The following is a 16,854-nucleotide window of genomic DNA, read 5'->3' as shown; positions in this document are numbered from 1 at the left end:
CATTTTTTTATGTAACGATTTACCTCGTATAACCTAAGTGCAAGAAGAAGCGCACGATCTGCAAGAAGAGCAGGCGAATTTGCAAGAAGCCACTTCAAATCAACAACAAAGATGAGTCGCATTTTTTATTTGCGAATAGACAAAAACAATGTAAATGCTTACAATCAAATAAGATAGGAGGCGAATCACTATGTATTATATAAAAAAGATCTTATTACTTATAGTATTCCTTATTCCACTTAGTCTAATGCTATATTTTGGGAAAGAGACGTTTTATATTGAGGATCAATTGACAGCGGGTGATCCCTATGATTATCATTTTGTCCTGATCACTGAAGAAGTGGGAAATGATTATTGGAGATTGATTGAACAAGGTGCAAAAGAAGCGGCTGCTGAGCATAACATATATTTAGAATACATCGGACCTAAAGTAACCGATAATGACGAGCGACTGGCAACATTGGATCGAATGATTGCCGCTGATGTAGATGGCATTATTACCAAAGGGATGAATGATGAAATCTTTTCCCAACTCGTTCAAAAAGCTTCGAATCGGGGAATTCCAGTCGCAACTATTGATACCGATAATGAGAAGAGTGATCGTCAATTTTATATCGGAACTGACAATTATCATGCAGGATTTTTAGCTGGTCAGACATTGATTGAACAAACCACAGGCGAACAGAAGGTGGCTGTTATTATCGGACTTGCCACTGCGCAAAATCAATTGGAGAGGCTCAATGGATTCCAGGAAGCAATCGCTGCATCGAATCGAATAGAGTTGGTTGATGTTGCAGAATCGAATATTACTGAATTAGGAGCAGCACAAGCAACCTATGAATTATTGAAAGTCCATTCGGATATTACTGCTTTTTTGGGTACCAGCGCATTAGATGGAATCGGAATTGTCCAGGGAATAGGAGAAAGAGAGCCTGATGAGCGTCCTTATGTAATTGCTTTTGATATTTTACCGGAAACCGTAGAAGCAATTGAAAAAGGCAACATTGATGCCACAGTTGTCCAATATCCAGAAGAAATGGGTAAACGATCAGTAGAATTAATGCTCAAAATACATAAAAATCAGACCGTGAATCCCATTCATTATACAGATACAGGGATTGTCAAAGCTTCTCATATTCATAATGGAGAATTAATTGCTCCTATTAAAGAAGGTGAAAGGCCATGAGAAATTGGTTTTACAAACATATCAGCGGAAGAACGATTCAATCGAAACTCACCTTGATTTTTGCTGCTATTATGATTTTATTTAATATTGTGACGATTTCGATTTATGTCAGTTCCAGCCAACTTCAACAGCAATACCATGATAGCTTTGAGTCACTTTTGCGATTAAATACGATTTCTCAAACGGCGATCAAATTGTCCGATACTACTAAAACGTATGTATTGGAACGCGACGATCCCAGTTTAGAGCAATATTATCAAAATCGCACCACACTAAAACAACAGGTTGAACCGTTATTAACAGATTCCACCCCGATTCAATATAAAAATTATATCAATATGATTGATGCGTTGATCTATCAATCGGAATTAACAGTTGGCTTCGTCCTGCGTGATGATATGGAACAATATACGGCACATATGAAAGAAGTCCAGAGTACGGCAAACTATATTCAACAAACCACTTTAGAATTGCTCGATACCTCGTTAACAGATTATCAAACTCTATATTTAGATATGCAAAAAAGGAACGAGGCCTTTAAATATTTTACAATTTCTCTGTTAATTACAACGATTATGTGTGGTGTCTATCTTGCGATTCGGTTTGGCCGCGGTATTCATCGGCCGATTCAAATGCTCTCTAAAGCAGCTAAAGAAGTATCAAGTGGAAAGTTTGCGGGGGAACTGGTAGTGATTGAATCAAATGACGAGTTTCGATTATTAGGGGATTCCTTTAATACAATGCGTTCCAACATTCAAAGTCTTATTAAAGAGATAAAGGATCAATCAGAACAGGAGATGTTAATGAAGGATTTAGAGTTAAAACATTTACAGAATCAAATCCATCCACACTTTTTGTTCAATACATTAAATACGGTTTCAAAAATGGCATATTTAGAAGATGCACGCTCGACATCTAATTTGATCGATTCACTCGCGTCGATGATGCGTCACAGTTTAGGGGATTTAAAGAAATTTGTTCACTTACAGGATGAATTAAAAATGGTGACCGATTATGTCCATATTCAGCGGATGCGCTTTATGGAGCGGATTGAATTTCATGTTGATCCTCTAGCAGATCATTTAAATGTAGCAATACCGAGGTTGACGTTACAACCGCTTGTCGAAAATGCCTTTATCCATGGGTTAGAAGCGCTTGAAGATGGAGGGAGAATTGATGTGCTCATCCATGAGAGCGATACAGTTGTTGTTATCGAGGTCTGTGACAATGGAATAGGCATTAGTCCCGAGAAACAAGCGAAATTAATAAAAATGGAAGATGATCAGCATATCGGGCATGTTACAGGGATTGGACTTGCCAATGTCATCAAACGACTGCAACTTTTTTATCAAAAAGAGAATGTATTAGAGATAGAGTCTGAGGTGGGAAAAGGTACTGTGATTCGCCTCAAGATTCCCAAATATCGAAAGGGGGAAGTCGCATGAAAGTGATCATTGCAGAAGATGAGCTGCTCGAAAGAAAGGCGATGCGTAAATTTTTAGAAGAGCATTTCACGGACTTAGAAGTAGTCGGAGAAGCTGTTAATGGCCGCAAAGCGATCGAACTTGCAGAATCGTTTCTTCCAGATATTATGCTGATGGATATTAAGATGCCTGGCCTAAGCGGTATAGAGGCAATGGAACGGATTCATCAAGCAAATCCAAGCATTAAATTCATCATGGTAACAGCGTATGATTCGTTTGATTATGCCAAAAAAGCGATGAAGCTTGGGGTCCGTGAATACATTTTGAAGCCAAGCAAAAAAGAAGAAACGATTCGAGCGATTCTCCGTGTAAAAAAAGAAATTGATCAGGAACAACAAACATTGGACAATCGCCGTGCCTTATTTTTAACAAAGCTCATACAAGGGGAAGATGTATCAAGATTAAAGCTAAATCTCTTTACGAAGATGCAAAGTGGTTTCTTTTTTGTAATGAGCGAAATGGTGAAATTACCATCAGAATATATTCAGCATGATAAAATTGGCTTTTATCCATCCAATGTAATCTTAGATAATGGCACTGTTTTGAAGAAAATCCAAGCACTTCAACTTGAGTTAGGAACTGTTTATATAGGCGTGGGTCATCCTTATGCCAACTTAACAGAACTAGCTACTTCTTATTATGAAGCGAAGCAGGCATTGCGACACTTGGTTGAGGCAGGTCAAAAGAAATACGGTTTCCCACCAAAAGTGGAGGAAAGCCCAGACATCGATGGTTTTCTCCAAGTATTAAAAGAAGGGAATGAAGATAGCGTCTGGGCGCAATTTGATGAGATCTGTCATCAATTAGACATGGAGGCCTACTATAAAATCAAGCAAGTCGTTGAGGATAAAAGTCTGAAATTTCCGGAATGTCCTTTTGAACAATTAACTACTAGTGAAGATTGGCGTGATTTTTTACAAATGGTTTGTCTTGAAATTCGTCATCATTTTCAATCACAAACTAAAATTGAAAGGGCGAAACAGTTTATCAAAGAACATTACCAGGACCAGATAAGCCTGGAGGATGTTTCAGAATATACCGATTTAAGCATGAATTATTTATCTAATTTATTTCGTGAAACAACAGGAAGAACCTTTAGTGATTATCTGACATCGATTCGGATTAAAATGGCCAAAGAACTTCTCCAAGAAAATCAAGCATCATTAAAAGAGATCAGTTTTGAGATAGGGTATCGTGATCCCAATTATTTTAGTCGTGTTTTTAAAAAGTATGAAGGAATATCGCCAAAGCAATACCAAAATCAAATCGTAAAATAGTGCAGAGAATCATAAAATACTACAGAAAATCAAATACATTTAGTAAGCGCTTTCGTTATATAATGATAGTCGAAAGCGCTTATATTATTTTAAGGGGGTAAAAAACATGTTTAAAAAAGGCTTAGTACTATTATTTATGATGATCTTTTTGTTTGCATTAGTGGCTTGCGGTGGAGAGGACTCTGCTGAAAAGACAGGCGGAACAGATGATGTAACCGATGATGCTCCAGCAGAAGAAACAGAAAGTGAAGAAGAATCATCGGGAGATGGCGGAACGGTAGAAATTTTCAGCTGGTGGACTGGTGCAGGTGAAGAAGATGGGTTACTCGCACTGATCGATTTATTTGAAGAAAAACATCCAGATATTGAAGTGGAAAATGCAGCAGTTGCAGGTGGTGCGGGTACCAATGCCAAAGCAGTATTAGCTGCAAGGATGCAGGGAAATGACCCACCATCCACTTTCCAAGTGCACGGTGGAGCAGAATTAAATGAAAGCTGGGTAGCAGCAGACATGATGGAGCCGTTGAACGACTTTTATGAAGAATACGATTTAATGGACAAATTCCCACAAGAATTAATTGATCTCGTAAGTAAAGATGGCAATATTTATTCGGTTCCTGTTAATATTCACCGCGGCAATGTCATGTTCTATAACAAAGCGGTATTTGAAGAACACGGAATTGAGGAACCAACGACATTAGATGAATTTGTTGAGGTATTAGGTCAGCTTCAAGATGCTGGAGTGACACCACTGGCATTGGGTGATAAAGAAGCGTGGACGGCAACACAAATCTTTGAAAATTTATTACTAGCAACCTTAGGACCAGATGATTACCGTGCACTTTGGTCAGGAGAAGTTGGCTTCGACGATGATCGTGTTCGTGAAGCAGCAGAATATTTTGAAAAAATCCTTGGTTATGTAAATGAGGATCATGCTTCCCGTAACTGGCAAGATGCTTCCCAATTAGTAGGTGAGGGTGAAGCGGCAATGACGAACATGGGCGACTGGGCAAAAGGTTACTTTTCTAATGATTTAGAATTAGAAACAAATGTTGATTTTGGATACTTTCCGTTCCCTGGGACAACAGAAGACTTTATGGTAATCACTGATACATTCGGTCTGCCAAAAGGAATTGAAAATCCGGATACAGTAAAGGAATTCTTAAACGTATTAGCATCAGTGGAAGGGCAAGATGCCTTCAACCCATTAAAAGGATCGATTCCAGCACGCGTCGATGCAGATCCATCAAAATATGATGAATATGGAACAGACACGATGGAAGACTTCCAAAACAGCAATCTAGCTCCAAGCTTAGCACACGGATCAGCGGCATCCGAAGGTTTCCTGACAAAAGCAAATCAAGAGGTAAACATTTTCGTAACACAAAAAAACATCGATCAATTCATCAAAAAATTACAAGCAGTAGCCGGAGATCTATAATATAGGCTCGCCTAGCGCGAGCCCTCCTTTTGGAAATGCAAGAAGAGCAGGCGAATTTGCAAGAAGATAACGCTGAACTGCAAGAAGAGTAGTTGGAAATGCAAGAAGGAGTGCTGAATTGCAAGAAGAGTAGTTGGAAATGCAAGAAGGAGCGCTGAATTTGCAAGAAGAACAGGCAAATCTGCAAGAAAGAGCGATTGAACTGCCAGAAGAACCACCAAAATGCAAGAAGCGCTCACCATATGTATCAACAAAGATACTTTTTTTGACGGGAGGACAATCGATATGAGAATTACAAAGGATCAGATGATGGCACTATTGTTCTTAACTCCCTCCTTTTTGCTCATTATTATTTTTGTATATGGGTTTATTGGTTGGACGGGTTGGGTTTCCCTTAGTAATTGGAATACGCTGATGCCAGATATGTCGTTCGCTGGCTTGAAAAATTATATCTATCTATTTGGGGACTATCGTTTCCAAGCGGATTTACGTAATACGGTATTTTTTACGATATTATTTATTGGTTTTGTTATTTTGTTAGGGTTAGGATTAGCGATTTTACTTGACCAAACGAAAAAAGCAAATGCAATCTTTCGCAATATTTTTTTATTTCCGATGGCACTATCTTTTGTTGTGACAGGGGTCGTCTGGCAATGGCTATTAAATCCTTCAACAGGCTTCAATCAATTTCTGCAAGTATTCAACATCCAACCAAAATGGTATACCGATACAAATATTTTGGCGGGATTCCAGTGGGGAAGTATTGAATTTGGTTTACCTGTTGCGATGATTGCCGTTGTGATCGCAGCGGTCTGGCAAATGACAGGATTTTCACTTGCGATGTATGTGGCAGGACTTACTGGAATTCCAGATGAACTACGGGAAGCAGCAAGAATCGACGGTGCAAGCGAATTACAAATTTATCGAAAAGTTATTTTACCGATGCTGACACCGATCACGATGAGTGTGATCATCATTATGGCCCATATTTCATTAAAAATATTTGATCTTATCTACGCGATGACAGGATCTGGTGCTAATTTTGTAACTGATGTACCAGGGGTTTACATGTTTGAAACGACCTTCCGTGGTAACTACTATGCAAATGGGGCAGCGATTGCGATTATTATGTTGCTGCTAGTAGCGGTATTCATCGTGCCATACTTGATCAATAGTAGAAGGGGGGCATCTTGATGATAGCGAGAAAAATATTGAAATATGCTGTATTGATCGCAGTCGCCATTTTTTTCCTGACACCGGTGTATGTGATGCTGATTACTAGTCTGAAGCCATTAGAAGAAGTATCGCTCTCAGAAATGTGGGCATTACCATCAGCGATTGACTTCTCGAGTTACATCGAGGCATTTTCAGAGCTTGGGCCCAATTTCATAAATAGCATATATTTGGTGATTCCGGCAACATTACTTTCAGCGATACTAGGTGCGATGAACGGCTATGTTTTATCAAAATGGAAATTTAGAGGCTCAGAAGTAGTCTTTACGGTCATTTTATTTGGAATGTTTATCCCGTACCAAAGTATTCTGATTCCATTAATCCAATTTTTAAATACAATCAACCTTTATAATTCAATCATTGGGCTGATTTTTACACATGTCGTATACGGCTTACCAATAACAACTCTAATGTTTCGCAACTTTTATGCGAACATACCCGATTCGATGGTTGAGGCAGCAAAAGTGGATGGAGCAAGTTTCCTAGGGATTTTCCGCCGAGTTATTTTACCATTATCGATCACTGGATTTGTCGTAGTCGCTATTTGGCAATTCACAAATATTTGGAACGAATTCCTTTTTGCCGTAACGATTACCAACAATGATGCCCAACCGGTAATGGTAGCCTTGCAAAACTTATCCGGTAGCCAGATCGTACAGTGGAACGTACAAATGGCCGGTGCATTACTCGCGGCCATGCCAACATTACTTGTCTACATTTTATTAGGAAAATATTTTGTTCGCGGCTTGTTAGCGGGTTCTGTAAAAGGATAATAGCAGCTGTTGGTGAGGTAGTCTGTTCTGTTCGAGAGATAAGACGTGATATCTCGTGAAGGGGCCCAGGAATCTCGTGAACAGAGTAGGATATCTCGTGAACAAGCACAAGAATCACGTTGACGGCGTAACATTATGTGCAAAAGGATCTGTTGACGAGATAATGGTTTCTCTTCACGGGATAATAGTTTTTCTTGGCGAGATTCTCCATTCTGTTCACGAGATAAGTCGTGATATCTCGCGAACAGAGGTGGTTATCTCGTGAGCAAGCACAAGAATCTCGCCACCAGGCTTATCTTTTCTTCAAAAAGTACACCCTTCCTCGATTCTCACCCTTCCAATCTAAAATTCCGCAATTATTCAAGAGTGTTCGTGCTGTATGGACATTTCTGATACCTAAAAAATCCCGGCATTCTTTATTTGTCATAGTAGGTTTAACAAATACAAAGTAATCGAATAAACTCAGTAAGTGAGCATGGCGATCCCGACCACCACAATGCGGGCATTCCCAAATTACGCGCAGACGAGTCATTCCTAATCGGTTACAAAAAGGGCACAACACTCCCCTAGCAACATCCCTGTCTTGTAAATCGAACTTTTTCCAATAATATAACACTGGTTTACAATGCGCTTTAGCCAACCGGCGACCAACCTCCACTAATTGATTCATTTGAAAAAAAGATTCAATAAAATTCCCGCTTGCCTCTTTTAATCTAATCTTTAATAAGTCAAAAGGCATCACACGATCATACACCCATTCGCTACTGGCATCAGCCATCACCTCTGCACCTGGATCTGCTAATGCTGTCACTGAAACCATTGTGTATTTGCTCCATTCTCCACCTAACCAATTTATCAGCTGATCTTCTTGTTCCTCTACTTGAGAAACGGGATGTTTCATACCGTATTTGGTGCCGTGTAATTGGTAGTGGAATTTGCGTGCGTTATGCTGGAAAATAAATTGGCCAGCTTGACTTTTTACGTCAATGATGAAGCCAAAATAAGGTGTAAGGAGAAGGGAATCAATTTGGAAAAAGGTCTGCCCGTCAGCAGCCGGTAGACGAATGTCCTGAAGTATTACCATTTGAGTGGAGAGAGCCATACGGTGGAGATAAAAATCAAGCTTCATTTCTGATTGATAGCCTTTTTCCAAATTCCGAAGCTCGAGCTGAATTTCCTGACGATTCTTTTTACACCGTACCAACCCTCGTTTGAGAAAAAGGATGCTTTCTGGTTCATTTCGTTTCTTTAATATCATCTATTAACACCGCCTTAATAGCTAAGTACGACATTTTTGGGTAAATTCCTTTAAAATATGACAAATAAATAAGAGTTTGTTCGCAACTAGTGGAATTTGCAAGTTAAAAAATATCAATGTTAATCTTTTTAGAACTTATGTTTCTCAGTGATTTAGACTCCATAGAACCACTTGAAAATAGCTTGATCAATCCAGGCCTCCAAGAACAATTTTTCAGAAAAGAAGAGTTATCTGAGCAATAATACACCTTTTCAATTACTTAAATACATGATGAAAATATGGGAAAAGAAAGCCATTAAAGAAAAAACTGATAAATTGCCGATTATTATTCCACTTGTTGTCTATCATGGCGAAAATCAGTGGAACCTTCGCACGTTTTTGGGTTCCTGAAGGGAGCGATATCGTGATGACCTTGACAGAACGCTTGGAACAAAAGGGGTGAGAAGAAGAAGCTTCAACTACTTTAGCGAACACGGCGATTAAGCTCATTGAAAAATATATAGAAGCCGTCCCTGCCGAAATGATCCAACAAATAAAACAACAAGACATCGCAACCTTAGAAAAGATAATCGAGAACGTATATGAACACAGATCATTAGATGAAATAAAGCAATACTTGAAATAAGAGGAACATGCATAATGCCCCTCTCATTTCTTCCGCAACAACAAAACAATAAAATAAGGCGCACCAATCAATGCTGTCACAAGCCCAGCTGCAATACCTTCAGGCTCAACTGCATTACGCCCAATTGTATCTGCCACAAGTAACAACAGCCCTCCCATCAACATCGCAATCGGAATAAAAAGATGATTTCTGGGACCGATCAGTGATTTAGCAATATGGGGAGCCATTAATCCAATAAATGAAATCCCGCCCGTAACAGAAACAGCGGCAGCGGCTAGGGCAACGGCTGCGATCAGTAATAATAATCGTTCCTTTTCAACCTTGACGCCGACACCTACAGCAACAGGCTCACTAAAAGCTAACAAATCTAATTTACTGGCCTTATAAAAAATAAATGGAACCAGCAGAACTAGCCATGGTAATAAGGCAACAATAAACGGCCAATCTGTTCCCCAGATCGAACCAGCAAGCCACTTAGCGATAAAATCCACCTTTTCATCAGCAGCAGATGAAATCATCACAACCATCCCACCTGAACATGCAAGTGAAAAACCGACACCGACCAAAATCAACTTAATCGGCTGAATCCCGCTACCTTTTGTATAAGAAAAAATATAAATCAACGCAGCGATTAACAGTGCACTGACAAAAGCAACAATTGGCAAGACATAGACAAAACTACCTGCTTCTATTGGAAAATATAAAAAGAAGACCGCTACACCGATTCCCGCACCAGCATTGATCCCAATAATTCCAGGGTCTGCTAAGTCATTTCGTGTAATACTTTGCAAAATAGCGCCAGACAACGCCAAAGCCATTCCTGCTAATATCGTAATAAAGATCCGAGGCAAACGAACGGAAAAAAGTACAAACTCTTCTTTAAAAGTTCCATCACCGAATAGTGTAGGAATAATCCGTCCAAAAGAGACCGAAGAAGCCCCCATACCTAAACTCAACAGCGCCGTTAACACAAGCAACGTCACGAGTACTATAATAATCGCTCGTTGTTTTTTGATTCGGTTATCGATCATACCGCTTTCGCCCCTTTCCTAACGATAATTAAGAAAAACGGCAAGCCGACAATCGACACAATCGCTGCGACAGATGTTTCATAAGGCGCATTAATCGTTCTTCCTACTGTTTCCGCCAAGACCATAAACGTAGCACCAATCGTTATCGACAATGGAATGATGCGTTGATAATTAGAGCCAACCACCGCACGAACGATATGAGGAATCATTAATCCGATAAATGCTAAGTTTCCCACTAGGGCAACAGCAGCACCAGCCAAAATACTAATCAACAAAAAAAAGACCGTTTTTATCAAAATAATCGATTGTCCTAATCCGACTGCCACATCTTCATCCAAACTAAGGATCGAGAGTTGCCGTGTCAATAATAAGGCAACAACAAGGCTGATCACAATAAAAGGCAGGATCACTTGTAATTGATTCCAATTGGCACCAATAAAGCCACCAGCCGTCCACATGGAAACGTCTTTTGAAATTTTGAAGTAAATGCCAATTCCATCAGCCACTGCATAAAGAAAGGCAGAAACCGCTGAACCTGCCAAGACAATTCGTAGCGCGGAAAAGCCGGTTTCACTGATCGAGCTGATTCCAATCACTAGCAATGTCCCGATCGATGCGCCGATAAAACAAGCGATCATCACCATGAAATAATTAGCAGAAGGAAAAAGAGCAATCGTGAAAGCAAGTGCGACATTAGCACCTGCTGACACACCAAGTATTCCGGGGTCTGCTAAGGGATTTCGTGTCACCCCTTGCATAATCGCCCCTGCCACCGCTAAAGCAGCCCCAACAAAAATCGTCGCCACTACCCTGGGAAAACGGATTTCCTGAAGTATTATAATCGTATCTGACTCCTGACTTCCGGTCATCGCGAACCAAACATCTTTAATCGAAGTGTCCGCAGCGCCAAATCGCATCGCTAACAAACTAGCAAACAATAGTAGAAGGATACTAGCCATTAATTTAATAGAAAAAAAACGATTAGTTGTCATCACTTTACTCTGCTAAAAAGCTTTCCGTAAAAAAATCTAATTGGTTATCCAATGTGATCGGGTCATTGAAATAAAAGGTTTCCGCATCCGCTACAAATACCTGATCATTTTGAACAGCAGGAATATTGTTATATGTCTCTGTTTCCATAAAAGAAGATTCGGTTTCCTCTGTCTTACTGATCACAAGATAGTCACCAACATAATCAGGGAGAACTTCTAAAGATAAGGTATAATAACCATCTTCAAGTGCGACTTCTTCCACACTCTCAGGCATCTTTAGTCCCATTGCTTGATAAAGTATCTCTGTTCCACGTCCCCAGTTATCACCAAATACATATAATTCTTTATCAAAATTCTCAATAACAGTCACGGTAGCATCTTCGCCAATCTTCTCTTTAATATCCTCGCCTGCTTGTGCTGCACGCTGCTTGAAATCATCCACCCATTTTTGAGCTTCCTCTTCTTTATTTAACACTTTACCCACTTCAATATGACGTTGTAAATAATCATGTTCATTGTAAGTGAAAGTAACCGTTGGCGCGATTTCGCTCATTTTCTCATAATTTTTGATCGTACTTGGGCCAATAATCACATCTGGTTCCAATTCAATAATCTTTTCTAAATCTTCATCGGAAACGACTTCGACACCTTCCAAATCGAAACTAGGATTATCTTTTCCCCAGGAATCAACACCAACTAATGGCACATCTAAAGAAAGAACATCACCAGCATAACCACCTGCTAGTACAACCACACTCTGTGGATCGGCTGGCAGTTCAATCGGACCATTTTCCGATTCATATGTAATCGTATCTTCCTCTTTATTTGCATGTGCAGATTCATCACTATCTCCACAGGCAGCAAGAAGAAGGGTCGATAATAATAACAAACTCATGAACTTTTTCATTTTTTCTCCTCTTTTCAGAATTATTAATTGATATTGAGAATCAATTTCATTTATAATAATAATAGCAAGTTAAATCGTTGTCAATATTTTCTGAAAAATGGAGGCGTCACAATGAATATATTCGAAGTAACCATAATAGGTGGAGGACCTGCTGGATTATATTCCAGTTTTTATAGTGGATTAAGAGAGATGAAGACGAAAATCATCGAATTTCAACCGAAGCTAGGTGGAAAAATACATGTCTATCCGGAAAAAATGATCTGGGATGTCGGGGGATTACTTCCAGTGACTGGTGCACAATTAATCGATCAATTAGTAGAGCAGGGGAAAACCTTTAAACCAACCGTCGTTCTCAATGAAAAAGTGGAATCAATCACAAAACGAGCAGACGGTATCTTTGAATTAACAGGGAGTTCAGGGGAAATCCACTATTCGAAGACAGTGATCATCGCAACCGGAAGCGGCATCTTACAGCCACAAAAGTTAGAAATAGCGGGTTCGGAACGCTTCGAGTTAACCAACTTACACTACACCGTGCAATCTTTTCAGAAATTCAAAGATAAAGTTGTCGTCATTTCAGGAGGACGCGATGCCGCGATTGATATGGCCAATGAACTAGAACCGATTGCCAAAAAAGTATACCTTACCTATCGAAGAGATCAGTTACAAGGCCATGAAGCAGCGATCACGCAATTAACCAACAGCAGTGTGGAAATCTTTTTTCAGACAATGATTAGCAAACTACATGCACAAAACGATAAGACAAGAATCGACCAAGTCGAACTGACCAATACGGTGACCGGAGAAACAACGTCCGTTCAAATTGATGAAGTATTAATTAACCACGGCTTCGACCGCGATGCTTCGTTACTGGAAAATAGTGATTTACCGATTGATTTGATCGATGACTTTTACATACCAGGCGACAGCAATGTTCCCGGTCTATATGCAGCAGGGGACAAAGTAAAATACGACGGCAAAGTCCACCTCATCCTAGGAGCCTTCAATGACGCAGCTAAAGCAGTCAACAGCGCAAAGAAATACCTCAATCCAGATGCAAGAGAGGTCGCGATGGTCTCTTCGCACAACGATATGTTTAAAGAAAAGAACAAACAGCTTGTCCAGGAATTGCTTAAATAAGTCAAAAAGCCAGTCTGTTCACGGGAAAAGTGGCTCTCTTGACGGGATATCCTCTACTGTTCACGGGATACTTGCTCCTCTTCACGGGATAAATGGATATATCCCGTGAAGCGCACGACTTATCCCGTCAAGCCGAACCTTTATCCCGTCAACAACACCACTTTTCCCGTCTAACTCCACAAAAATGCCTGCAAAATGAATCGTTAAGTAGATTCATATGAGCATACGTTTGCTCAAATAATAGTTTAAATATATCAAAAAATCCTCATAAACTAAAATCAAATAAATCCCTTACACAACAACGAATAGACAATAAAATACTGGAATGATGGCAACAATTACCCCAAATTAATTGTTGTTTTTTCTATTATCCTATGATACTCTTATTTATGAAATTGATGCAATCGTTTGCGCAATCAATTTAAACTATTAAATAAAAAGGGGCGTAATGATCATGAAAAAGTTTTTATTCGTTTTAATGATGTTGATAGTTACTGTTGCTTTAGCGGCATGCAGTGGTTCAGATGAAGAGTCTGGCAATGCAAATGAAAGCGAAGGATCAGATGAACAAGTATCGATTGATATATTTCAAGGAAAAGTAGAATTTAAAGATCAGTTTGAAAATCTTGTTGCACAATATCAAGAAGAAAATCCAGATGTATCAATTTCTGTGAAAACAGTTGGTGGCGGTACGGATTATGATCCAGTACTTAAAACAGAATTTAATTCAGGTGAGGCACCACACATTTTTAATATCGGTGGTCCACAAGGTGTAGAGGATTATCGTGAATACTTAACTGATTTATCAGACACAAAAGCAGCGGAGGCGGCATTAGATGGTACGCTATCAACTGTTAAAGATGGTGAAGAAATTCTTGGCTTACCTTTTAACCAAGAAGGTTATGGTCTTATTTACAATAAACGTATTTTTGAAGAAGCTGGGATTAATCCAGATGAGCTTTTAACATATGAAGATTTGGAAGAAGCGGTTCAAACACTTGATGGCATGAAAGAAGATTTAGGAATTGACAGTGTCTTTGCTTTTCCTGGTAAAGAAGGATGGGTTATTGGTGACCATGCTGCCAATGCTTACCTATCACCAGAATTTGATCAGGACGTAATGAAAGCGTATCAGGCAGAAACGCTAGCATTTGAAAGAGCAGATGAGTTCAAGCGTTTTATTGATCTACAGGCAGATTATTCAGTTGGTCCTGTTCTAAGTCTTGATTATTCTCAACAAGTAGAAGAGTACTTCTCACTTGAGCGCGTGGCGATGATCCAGCAAGGAAACTGGGTGTATCCTTCCATTCAGCAAATGGATGAGGAAGTAGCACAAAATATTGGTATTATTCCAATCCCTGTAGAAGGTCATGAAGGTAGTATTCCGGTTGGTGTGCCAAACTATTGGGCAGTGAACAATGAAGGAACAGATGAAGAGATCCAGGCAGCGAAAGATTTCTTGGATTGGATGTATACTTCAGAAGCTGGTAAAACAGCAGTATTGGAAGAATTTAAATTTATTCCTGCTTACGAAGGATATGACACAGATAAAATTGTCGATCCATTATCAAAAGAAGTATATGAATATTCAGAAGCTGGTAACACAATCGGATGGATCTTCTCTGGTTACCCAACAATGTGGGGGCAAGATGCTTTAGGTTCAAATATCCAGCGTTACCTTGGTGATGAAGCGACATTTGAAGAAGCAATCGATGCAGCAATTGCAGAATGGGAATCAACTAGACAATAAAATAAAGAGACGCATAGCAAGCATCCGTTGCTTGCTATGTGTATTTACATCAATAGAATGGAGGGGATGAAGGTGCGTAATCGTGATCTTTCCTTTTGGTTATTTCTCTCTCCGGTATTGCTAGCTTTAGCGCTTGTTGTAATTGTTCCATTACTTTACGGAACGTTCTACTCTTTTACCGACTGGGATGGACTCCGGGCAACAACGTTTATCGGTTTTGAGAATTATACACGTTTAATACATGATACAGCATTTCTAAATTCATTATGGTTTACCATTAAATTTTCAGTAGTAACAGTGATTCTGCTTAATTTCTTTGGTTTATCTTTAGCTTTAATTGTGACACGTAAATTGAAGTCAGCCAACCTGCTTCGAACCGTTTTCTTTATGCCAAACTTAATTGGTGGTTTGATTCTCGGGTTTATCTGGCAATTTATCTTCATTAGCGTGTTTTCAGATATTGGGGAAGCACTCGGTATTGCAGGCTTGCAAGGCTGGTTATCAACGACAACTACAGGTTTTTGGGGGCTAGTTATTTTAACGGTTTGGCAAATGGCTGGTTACATTATGATCATTTACATTGCTTATTTGCAAAACATTCCGAACGAACTGATCGAAGCTGCCAAAATTGATGGAGCAAACAGTTTCCAACGCTTCAAAAATATTACCTTTCCACTTGTTGCACCAGCGTTTACCGTAAGTATGTTTTTAACCTTATCGACATCATTTAAAATGTATGATCAGAACCTTTCCTTAACGAACGGGGGACCATTTGAATCGACACAAATGGTGGCAATGGAAATTGTAAAAACAGCGTTCAGTTCAAACGAGATGGCTTACGGACAAGCAAAAGCCGTTGTTTTCTTTCTGATCGTGGCGATTATTTCCTTAACACAAGTCTACTACAATAAGAAACGAGAGGTTGACATGTAATGAAAAGAAAAACATACATTGGAGAAATTTTCGCATTGTTACTTGGTCTCGTTTGGATCGCGCCGTTTTATTTAATGATCGTCAATGCTTTCAAGTCGAAGAAAGAAATTTTTACTGACGTATTAGGCTTGCCACAGGAAGTACAGACAAGTAACTTTGTCGAAGCGTTTATTGACCTTGATTTTGTCCGTTCGTTGACCAATTCGATCATCGTATCTGTCGTAAGTATTGCGATTATCGTCTTTTTCTCATCGATGGCAGGCTATGCGCTAGCACGTAACAAAAGTAAATTAAGTTCGATTATTTTGCTTATCTTTGTCGGAGCGATGCTGATTCCGTTCCAATCGGTCATGATTCCATTAGTATCACTTTTTGGAAAAGTTGATATGCTAAACCAGGCAGGTCTGATTTTTATGTATTTAGGCTTTGGCTCGAGTTTATCAATCTTCCTTTATCATGGTGCGATGACCGGAATCTCGAAATCACTCGATGAAGCAGCGATTATTGATGGGGCGAATAAATTCCAGACCTTCCGTCATATCATTTTTCCATTATTAAAACCGATCTCAATGACGGTTGGGATTCTGAATGTCATCTGGATTTGGAATGACTACCTTTTACCATCATTAGTCTTGAACGAAAATAACGCTACAATACCGTTGAAAATGTTCTATTTCTTCGGTCAGTATACGAAGCAATGGCATTTAGCTCTAGCCGGCTTAACGATTGCGATCATTCCGGTTATTATCGGTTATTTTATCGCGCAGAAACAAATTCTTGCCGGAGTATCAGAAGGTGCCGTTAAGTAGAAATGAGGTGGGATC

16 protein-coding genes are annotated in these 16,854 nt (G+C 39.5%); 12 read left to right on the top strand and 4 right to left on the bottom strand.

Translation table 11 applies throughout. The annotated features are described in order from the left end of the window. Positions 1-190: 190 nt before the first annotated feature. From BN3107_RS16165 to BN3107_RS16140, 7 genes are all read left to right on the top strand, one after another. Positions 191-1,186 carry a sugar-binding protein gene (locus tag BN3107_RS16165; RefSeq protein ID WP_058308657.1) on the top strand — a complete coding sequence of 332 codons (996 nt, stop codon included), beginning with the start codon at positions 191-193 and terminating at the stop codon, positions 1,184-1,186. Further along, positions 1,183-2,631, top strand: a complete 1,449-nt coding sequence (locus tag BN3107_RS16160; protein WP_058308656.1) for a sensor histidine kinase — start codon at positions 1,183-1,185, stop codon at positions 2,629-2,631. The genes BN3107_RS16165 and BN3107_RS16160 overlap by 4 nt, the downstream gene beginning before the upstream one ends. Then, positions 2,628-3,947 (top strand): response regulator, encoded by a 1,320-nt coding sequence (locus tag BN3107_RS16155; RefSeq protein WP_058308655.1) that lies wholly within the window; start codon positions 2,628-2,630, stop codon positions 3,945-3,947. Before BN3107_RS16160 ends, BN3107_RS16155 begins: the two co-directional genes overlap by 4 nt. A gap of 106 nt (positions 3,948-4,053) precedes the next feature. Then, complete coding sequence (locus tag BN3107_RS16150; RefSeq protein WP_058308654.1) at positions 4,054-5,388, top strand: ABC transporter substrate-binding protein; 1,335 nt, start codon at positions 4,054-4,056, stop codon at positions 5,386-5,388. Between the two features lie 139 nt (positions 5,389-5,527). Beyond that, positions 5,528-5,677 (top strand): hypothetical protein, encoded by a 150-nt coding sequence (locus BN3107_RS19905; protein ID WP_156416123.1) that lies wholly within the window; start codon positions 5,528-5,530, stop codon positions 5,675-5,677. After that, the gene (locus tag BN3107_RS16145; protein ID WP_148434768.1) at positions 5,674-6,582 is read left to right on the top strand and encodes a carbohydrate ABC transporter permease; all 909 of its coding nucleotides are present in this window, start codon (positions 5,674-5,676) and stop codon (positions 6,580-6,582) included. The genes BN3107_RS19905 and BN3107_RS16145 overlap by 4 nt, the downstream gene beginning before the upstream one ends. Further along, a complete protein-coding gene (locus BN3107_RS16140; protein WP_058308653.1) occupies positions 6,582-7,394 on the top strand; it encodes a carbohydrate ABC transporter permease in 813 nt (270 codons plus the stop codon). Before BN3107_RS16145 ends, BN3107_RS16140 begins: the two co-directional genes overlap by 1 nt. A gap of 292 nt (positions 7,395-7,686) precedes the next feature. On the opposite strand, the gene BN3107_RS16135 is transcribed toward BN3107_RS16140, so the two are convergent. After that, on the bottom strand, positions 7,687-8,652 hold the full coding sequence (locus tag BN3107_RS16135; protein ID WP_058308652.1) for an NERD domain-containing protein: 966 nt from the start codon (positions 8,650-8,652) through the stop codon (positions 7,687-7,689). A gap of 189 nt (positions 8,653-8,841) precedes the next feature. Here BN3107_RS16135 and BN3107_RS20250 point away from each other — a divergent pair, with 189 nt between their 5' ends. Then, entirely contained in the window at positions 8,842-9,042 is a 201-nt protein-coding gene (locus tag BN3107_RS20250) for an Rpn family recombination-promoting nuclease/putative transposase (protein ID WP_082631344.1), read from the top strand. Positions 9,043-9,300: 258 nt separating this feature from the next. Here the strand turns inward: BN3107_RS20250 and BN3107_RS16130 are convergent, their stop codons facing one another. The 3 genes from BN3107_RS16130 to BN3107_RS16120 are packed head-to-tail and all read right to left on the bottom strand — an operon-like array spanning position 9,301 to position 12,207. Next, on the bottom strand, positions 9,301-10,308 hold the full coding sequence (locus BN3107_RS16130; protein WP_058308651.1) for a FecCD family ABC transporter permease: 1,008 nt from the start codon (positions 10,306-10,308) through the stop codon (positions 9,301-9,303). Further along, a complete protein-coding gene (locus tag BN3107_RS16125; RefSeq protein WP_058308650.1) occupies positions 10,305-11,300 on the bottom strand; it encodes a FecCD family ABC transporter permease in 996 nt (331 codons plus the stop codon). Before BN3107_RS16125 ends, BN3107_RS16130 begins: the two co-directional genes overlap by 4 nt. Positions 11,301-11,304: 4 nt before the next feature. Then, positions 11,305-12,207, bottom strand: a complete 903-nt coding sequence (locus tag BN3107_RS16120) for an iron-hydroxamate ABC transporter substrate-binding protein (RefSeq protein ID WP_058308649.1) — start codon at positions 12,205-12,207, stop codon at positions 11,305-11,307. 111 nt (positions 12,208-12,318) lie between these two features. On the opposite strand from BN3107_RS16120, the gene BN3107_RS16115 reads away from it, so the two are divergent. From BN3107_RS16115 to BN3107_RS16100, 4 genes are all read left to right on the top strand, one after another. Then, positions 12,319-13,347 carry an NAD(P)/FAD-dependent oxidoreductase gene (locus tag BN3107_RS16115; protein WP_058308648.1) on the top strand — a complete coding sequence of 343 codons (1,029 nt, stop codon included), beginning with the start codon at positions 12,319-12,321 and terminating at the stop codon, positions 13,345-13,347. A gap of 454 nt (positions 13,348-13,801) precedes the next feature. Then, positions 13,802-15,097, top strand: a complete 1,296-nt coding sequence (locus tag BN3107_RS16110) for an ABC transporter substrate-binding protein (RefSeq protein ID WP_392389064.1) — start codon at positions 13,802-13,804, stop codon at positions 15,095-15,097. A gap of 72 nt (positions 15,098-15,169) precedes the next feature. Next, a complete protein-coding gene (locus BN3107_RS16105; protein ID WP_058308646.1) occupies positions 15,170-16,030 on the top strand; it encodes a carbohydrate ABC transporter permease in 861 nt (286 codons plus the stop codon). Next, complete coding sequence (locus tag BN3107_RS16100) at positions 16,030-16,839, top strand: carbohydrate ABC transporter permease (RefSeq protein WP_058308645.1); 810 nt, start codon at positions 16,030-16,032, stop codon at positions 16,837-16,839. The genes BN3107_RS16105 and BN3107_RS16100 overlap by 1 nt, the downstream gene beginning before the upstream one ends. The last annotated feature ends 15 nt before the right edge of the window (positions 16,840-16,854 follow it).

The organism is Gracilibacillus massiliensis (assembly GCF_001458115.1).
Taxonomy (GTDB): Bacteria; Bacillota; Bacilli; order Bacillales; family Amphibacillaceae; genus Gracilibacillus; species Gracilibacillus massiliensis.
Note: the sequence above shows the minus strand (reverse complement) of the source record. Positions and strands in the feature narration are given on the sequence as shown.

Bases quoted from the DNA above. Each gene is read 5' to 3' on its own strand.
- BN3107_RS16165 (WP_058308657.1), top strand. From the start codon at position 191: ATGTATTATATAAAAAAGATCTTATTACTTATAGTATTCCTTATTCCA.
- BN3107_RS16160 (WP_058308656.1), top strand. From the start codon at position 1,183: ATGAGAAATTGGTTTTACAAACATATCAGCGGAAGAACGATTCAATCG.
- BN3107_RS16155 (WP_058308655.1), top strand. From the start codon at position 2,628: ATGAAAGTGATCATTGCAGAAGATGAGCTGCTCGAAAGAAAGGCGATG.
- BN3107_RS16150 (WP_058308654.1), top strand. From the start codon at position 4,054: ATGTTTAAAAAAGGCTTAGTACTATTATTTATGATGATCTTTTTGTTT.
- BN3107_RS19905 (WP_156416123.1), top strand. From the start codon at position 5,528: ATGCAAGAAGGAGCGCTGAATTTGCAAGAAGAACAGGCAAATCTGCAA.
- BN3107_RS16145 (WP_148434768.1), top strand. From the start codon at position 5,674: ATGAGAATTACAAAGGATCAGATGATGGCACTATTGTTCTTAACTCCC.
- BN3107_RS16140 (WP_058308653.1), top strand. From the start codon at position 6,582: ATGATAGCGAGAAAAATATTGAAATATGCTGTATTGATCGCAGTCGCC.
- BN3107_RS16135 (WP_058308652.1), bottom strand. From the start codon at position 8,652: ATGATATTAAAGAAACGAAATGAACCAGAAAGCATCCTTTTTCTCAAA.
- BN3107_RS16130 (WP_058308651.1), bottom strand. From the start codon at position 10,308: ATGATCGATAACCGAATCAAAAAACAACGAGCGATTATTATAGTACTC.
- BN3107_RS16125 (WP_058308650.1), bottom strand. From the start codon at position 11,300: ATGACAACTAATCGTTTTTTTTCTATTAAATTAATGGCTAGTATCCTT.
- BN3107_RS16120 (WP_058308649.1), bottom strand. From the start codon at position 12,207: ATGAAAAAGTTCATGAGTTTGTTATTATTATCGACCCTTCTTCTTGCT.
- BN3107_RS16115 (WP_058308648.1), top strand. From the start codon at position 12,319: ATGAATATATTCGAAGTAACCATAATAGGTGGAGGACCTGCTGGATTA.
- BN3107_RS16110 (WP_392389064.1), top strand. From the start codon at position 13,802: ATGAAAAAGTTTTTATTCGTTTTAATGATGTTGATAGTTACTGTTGCT.
- BN3107_RS16100 (WP_058308645.1), top strand. From the start codon at position 16,030: ATGAAAAGAAAAACATACATTGGAGAAATTTTCGCATTGTTACTTGGT.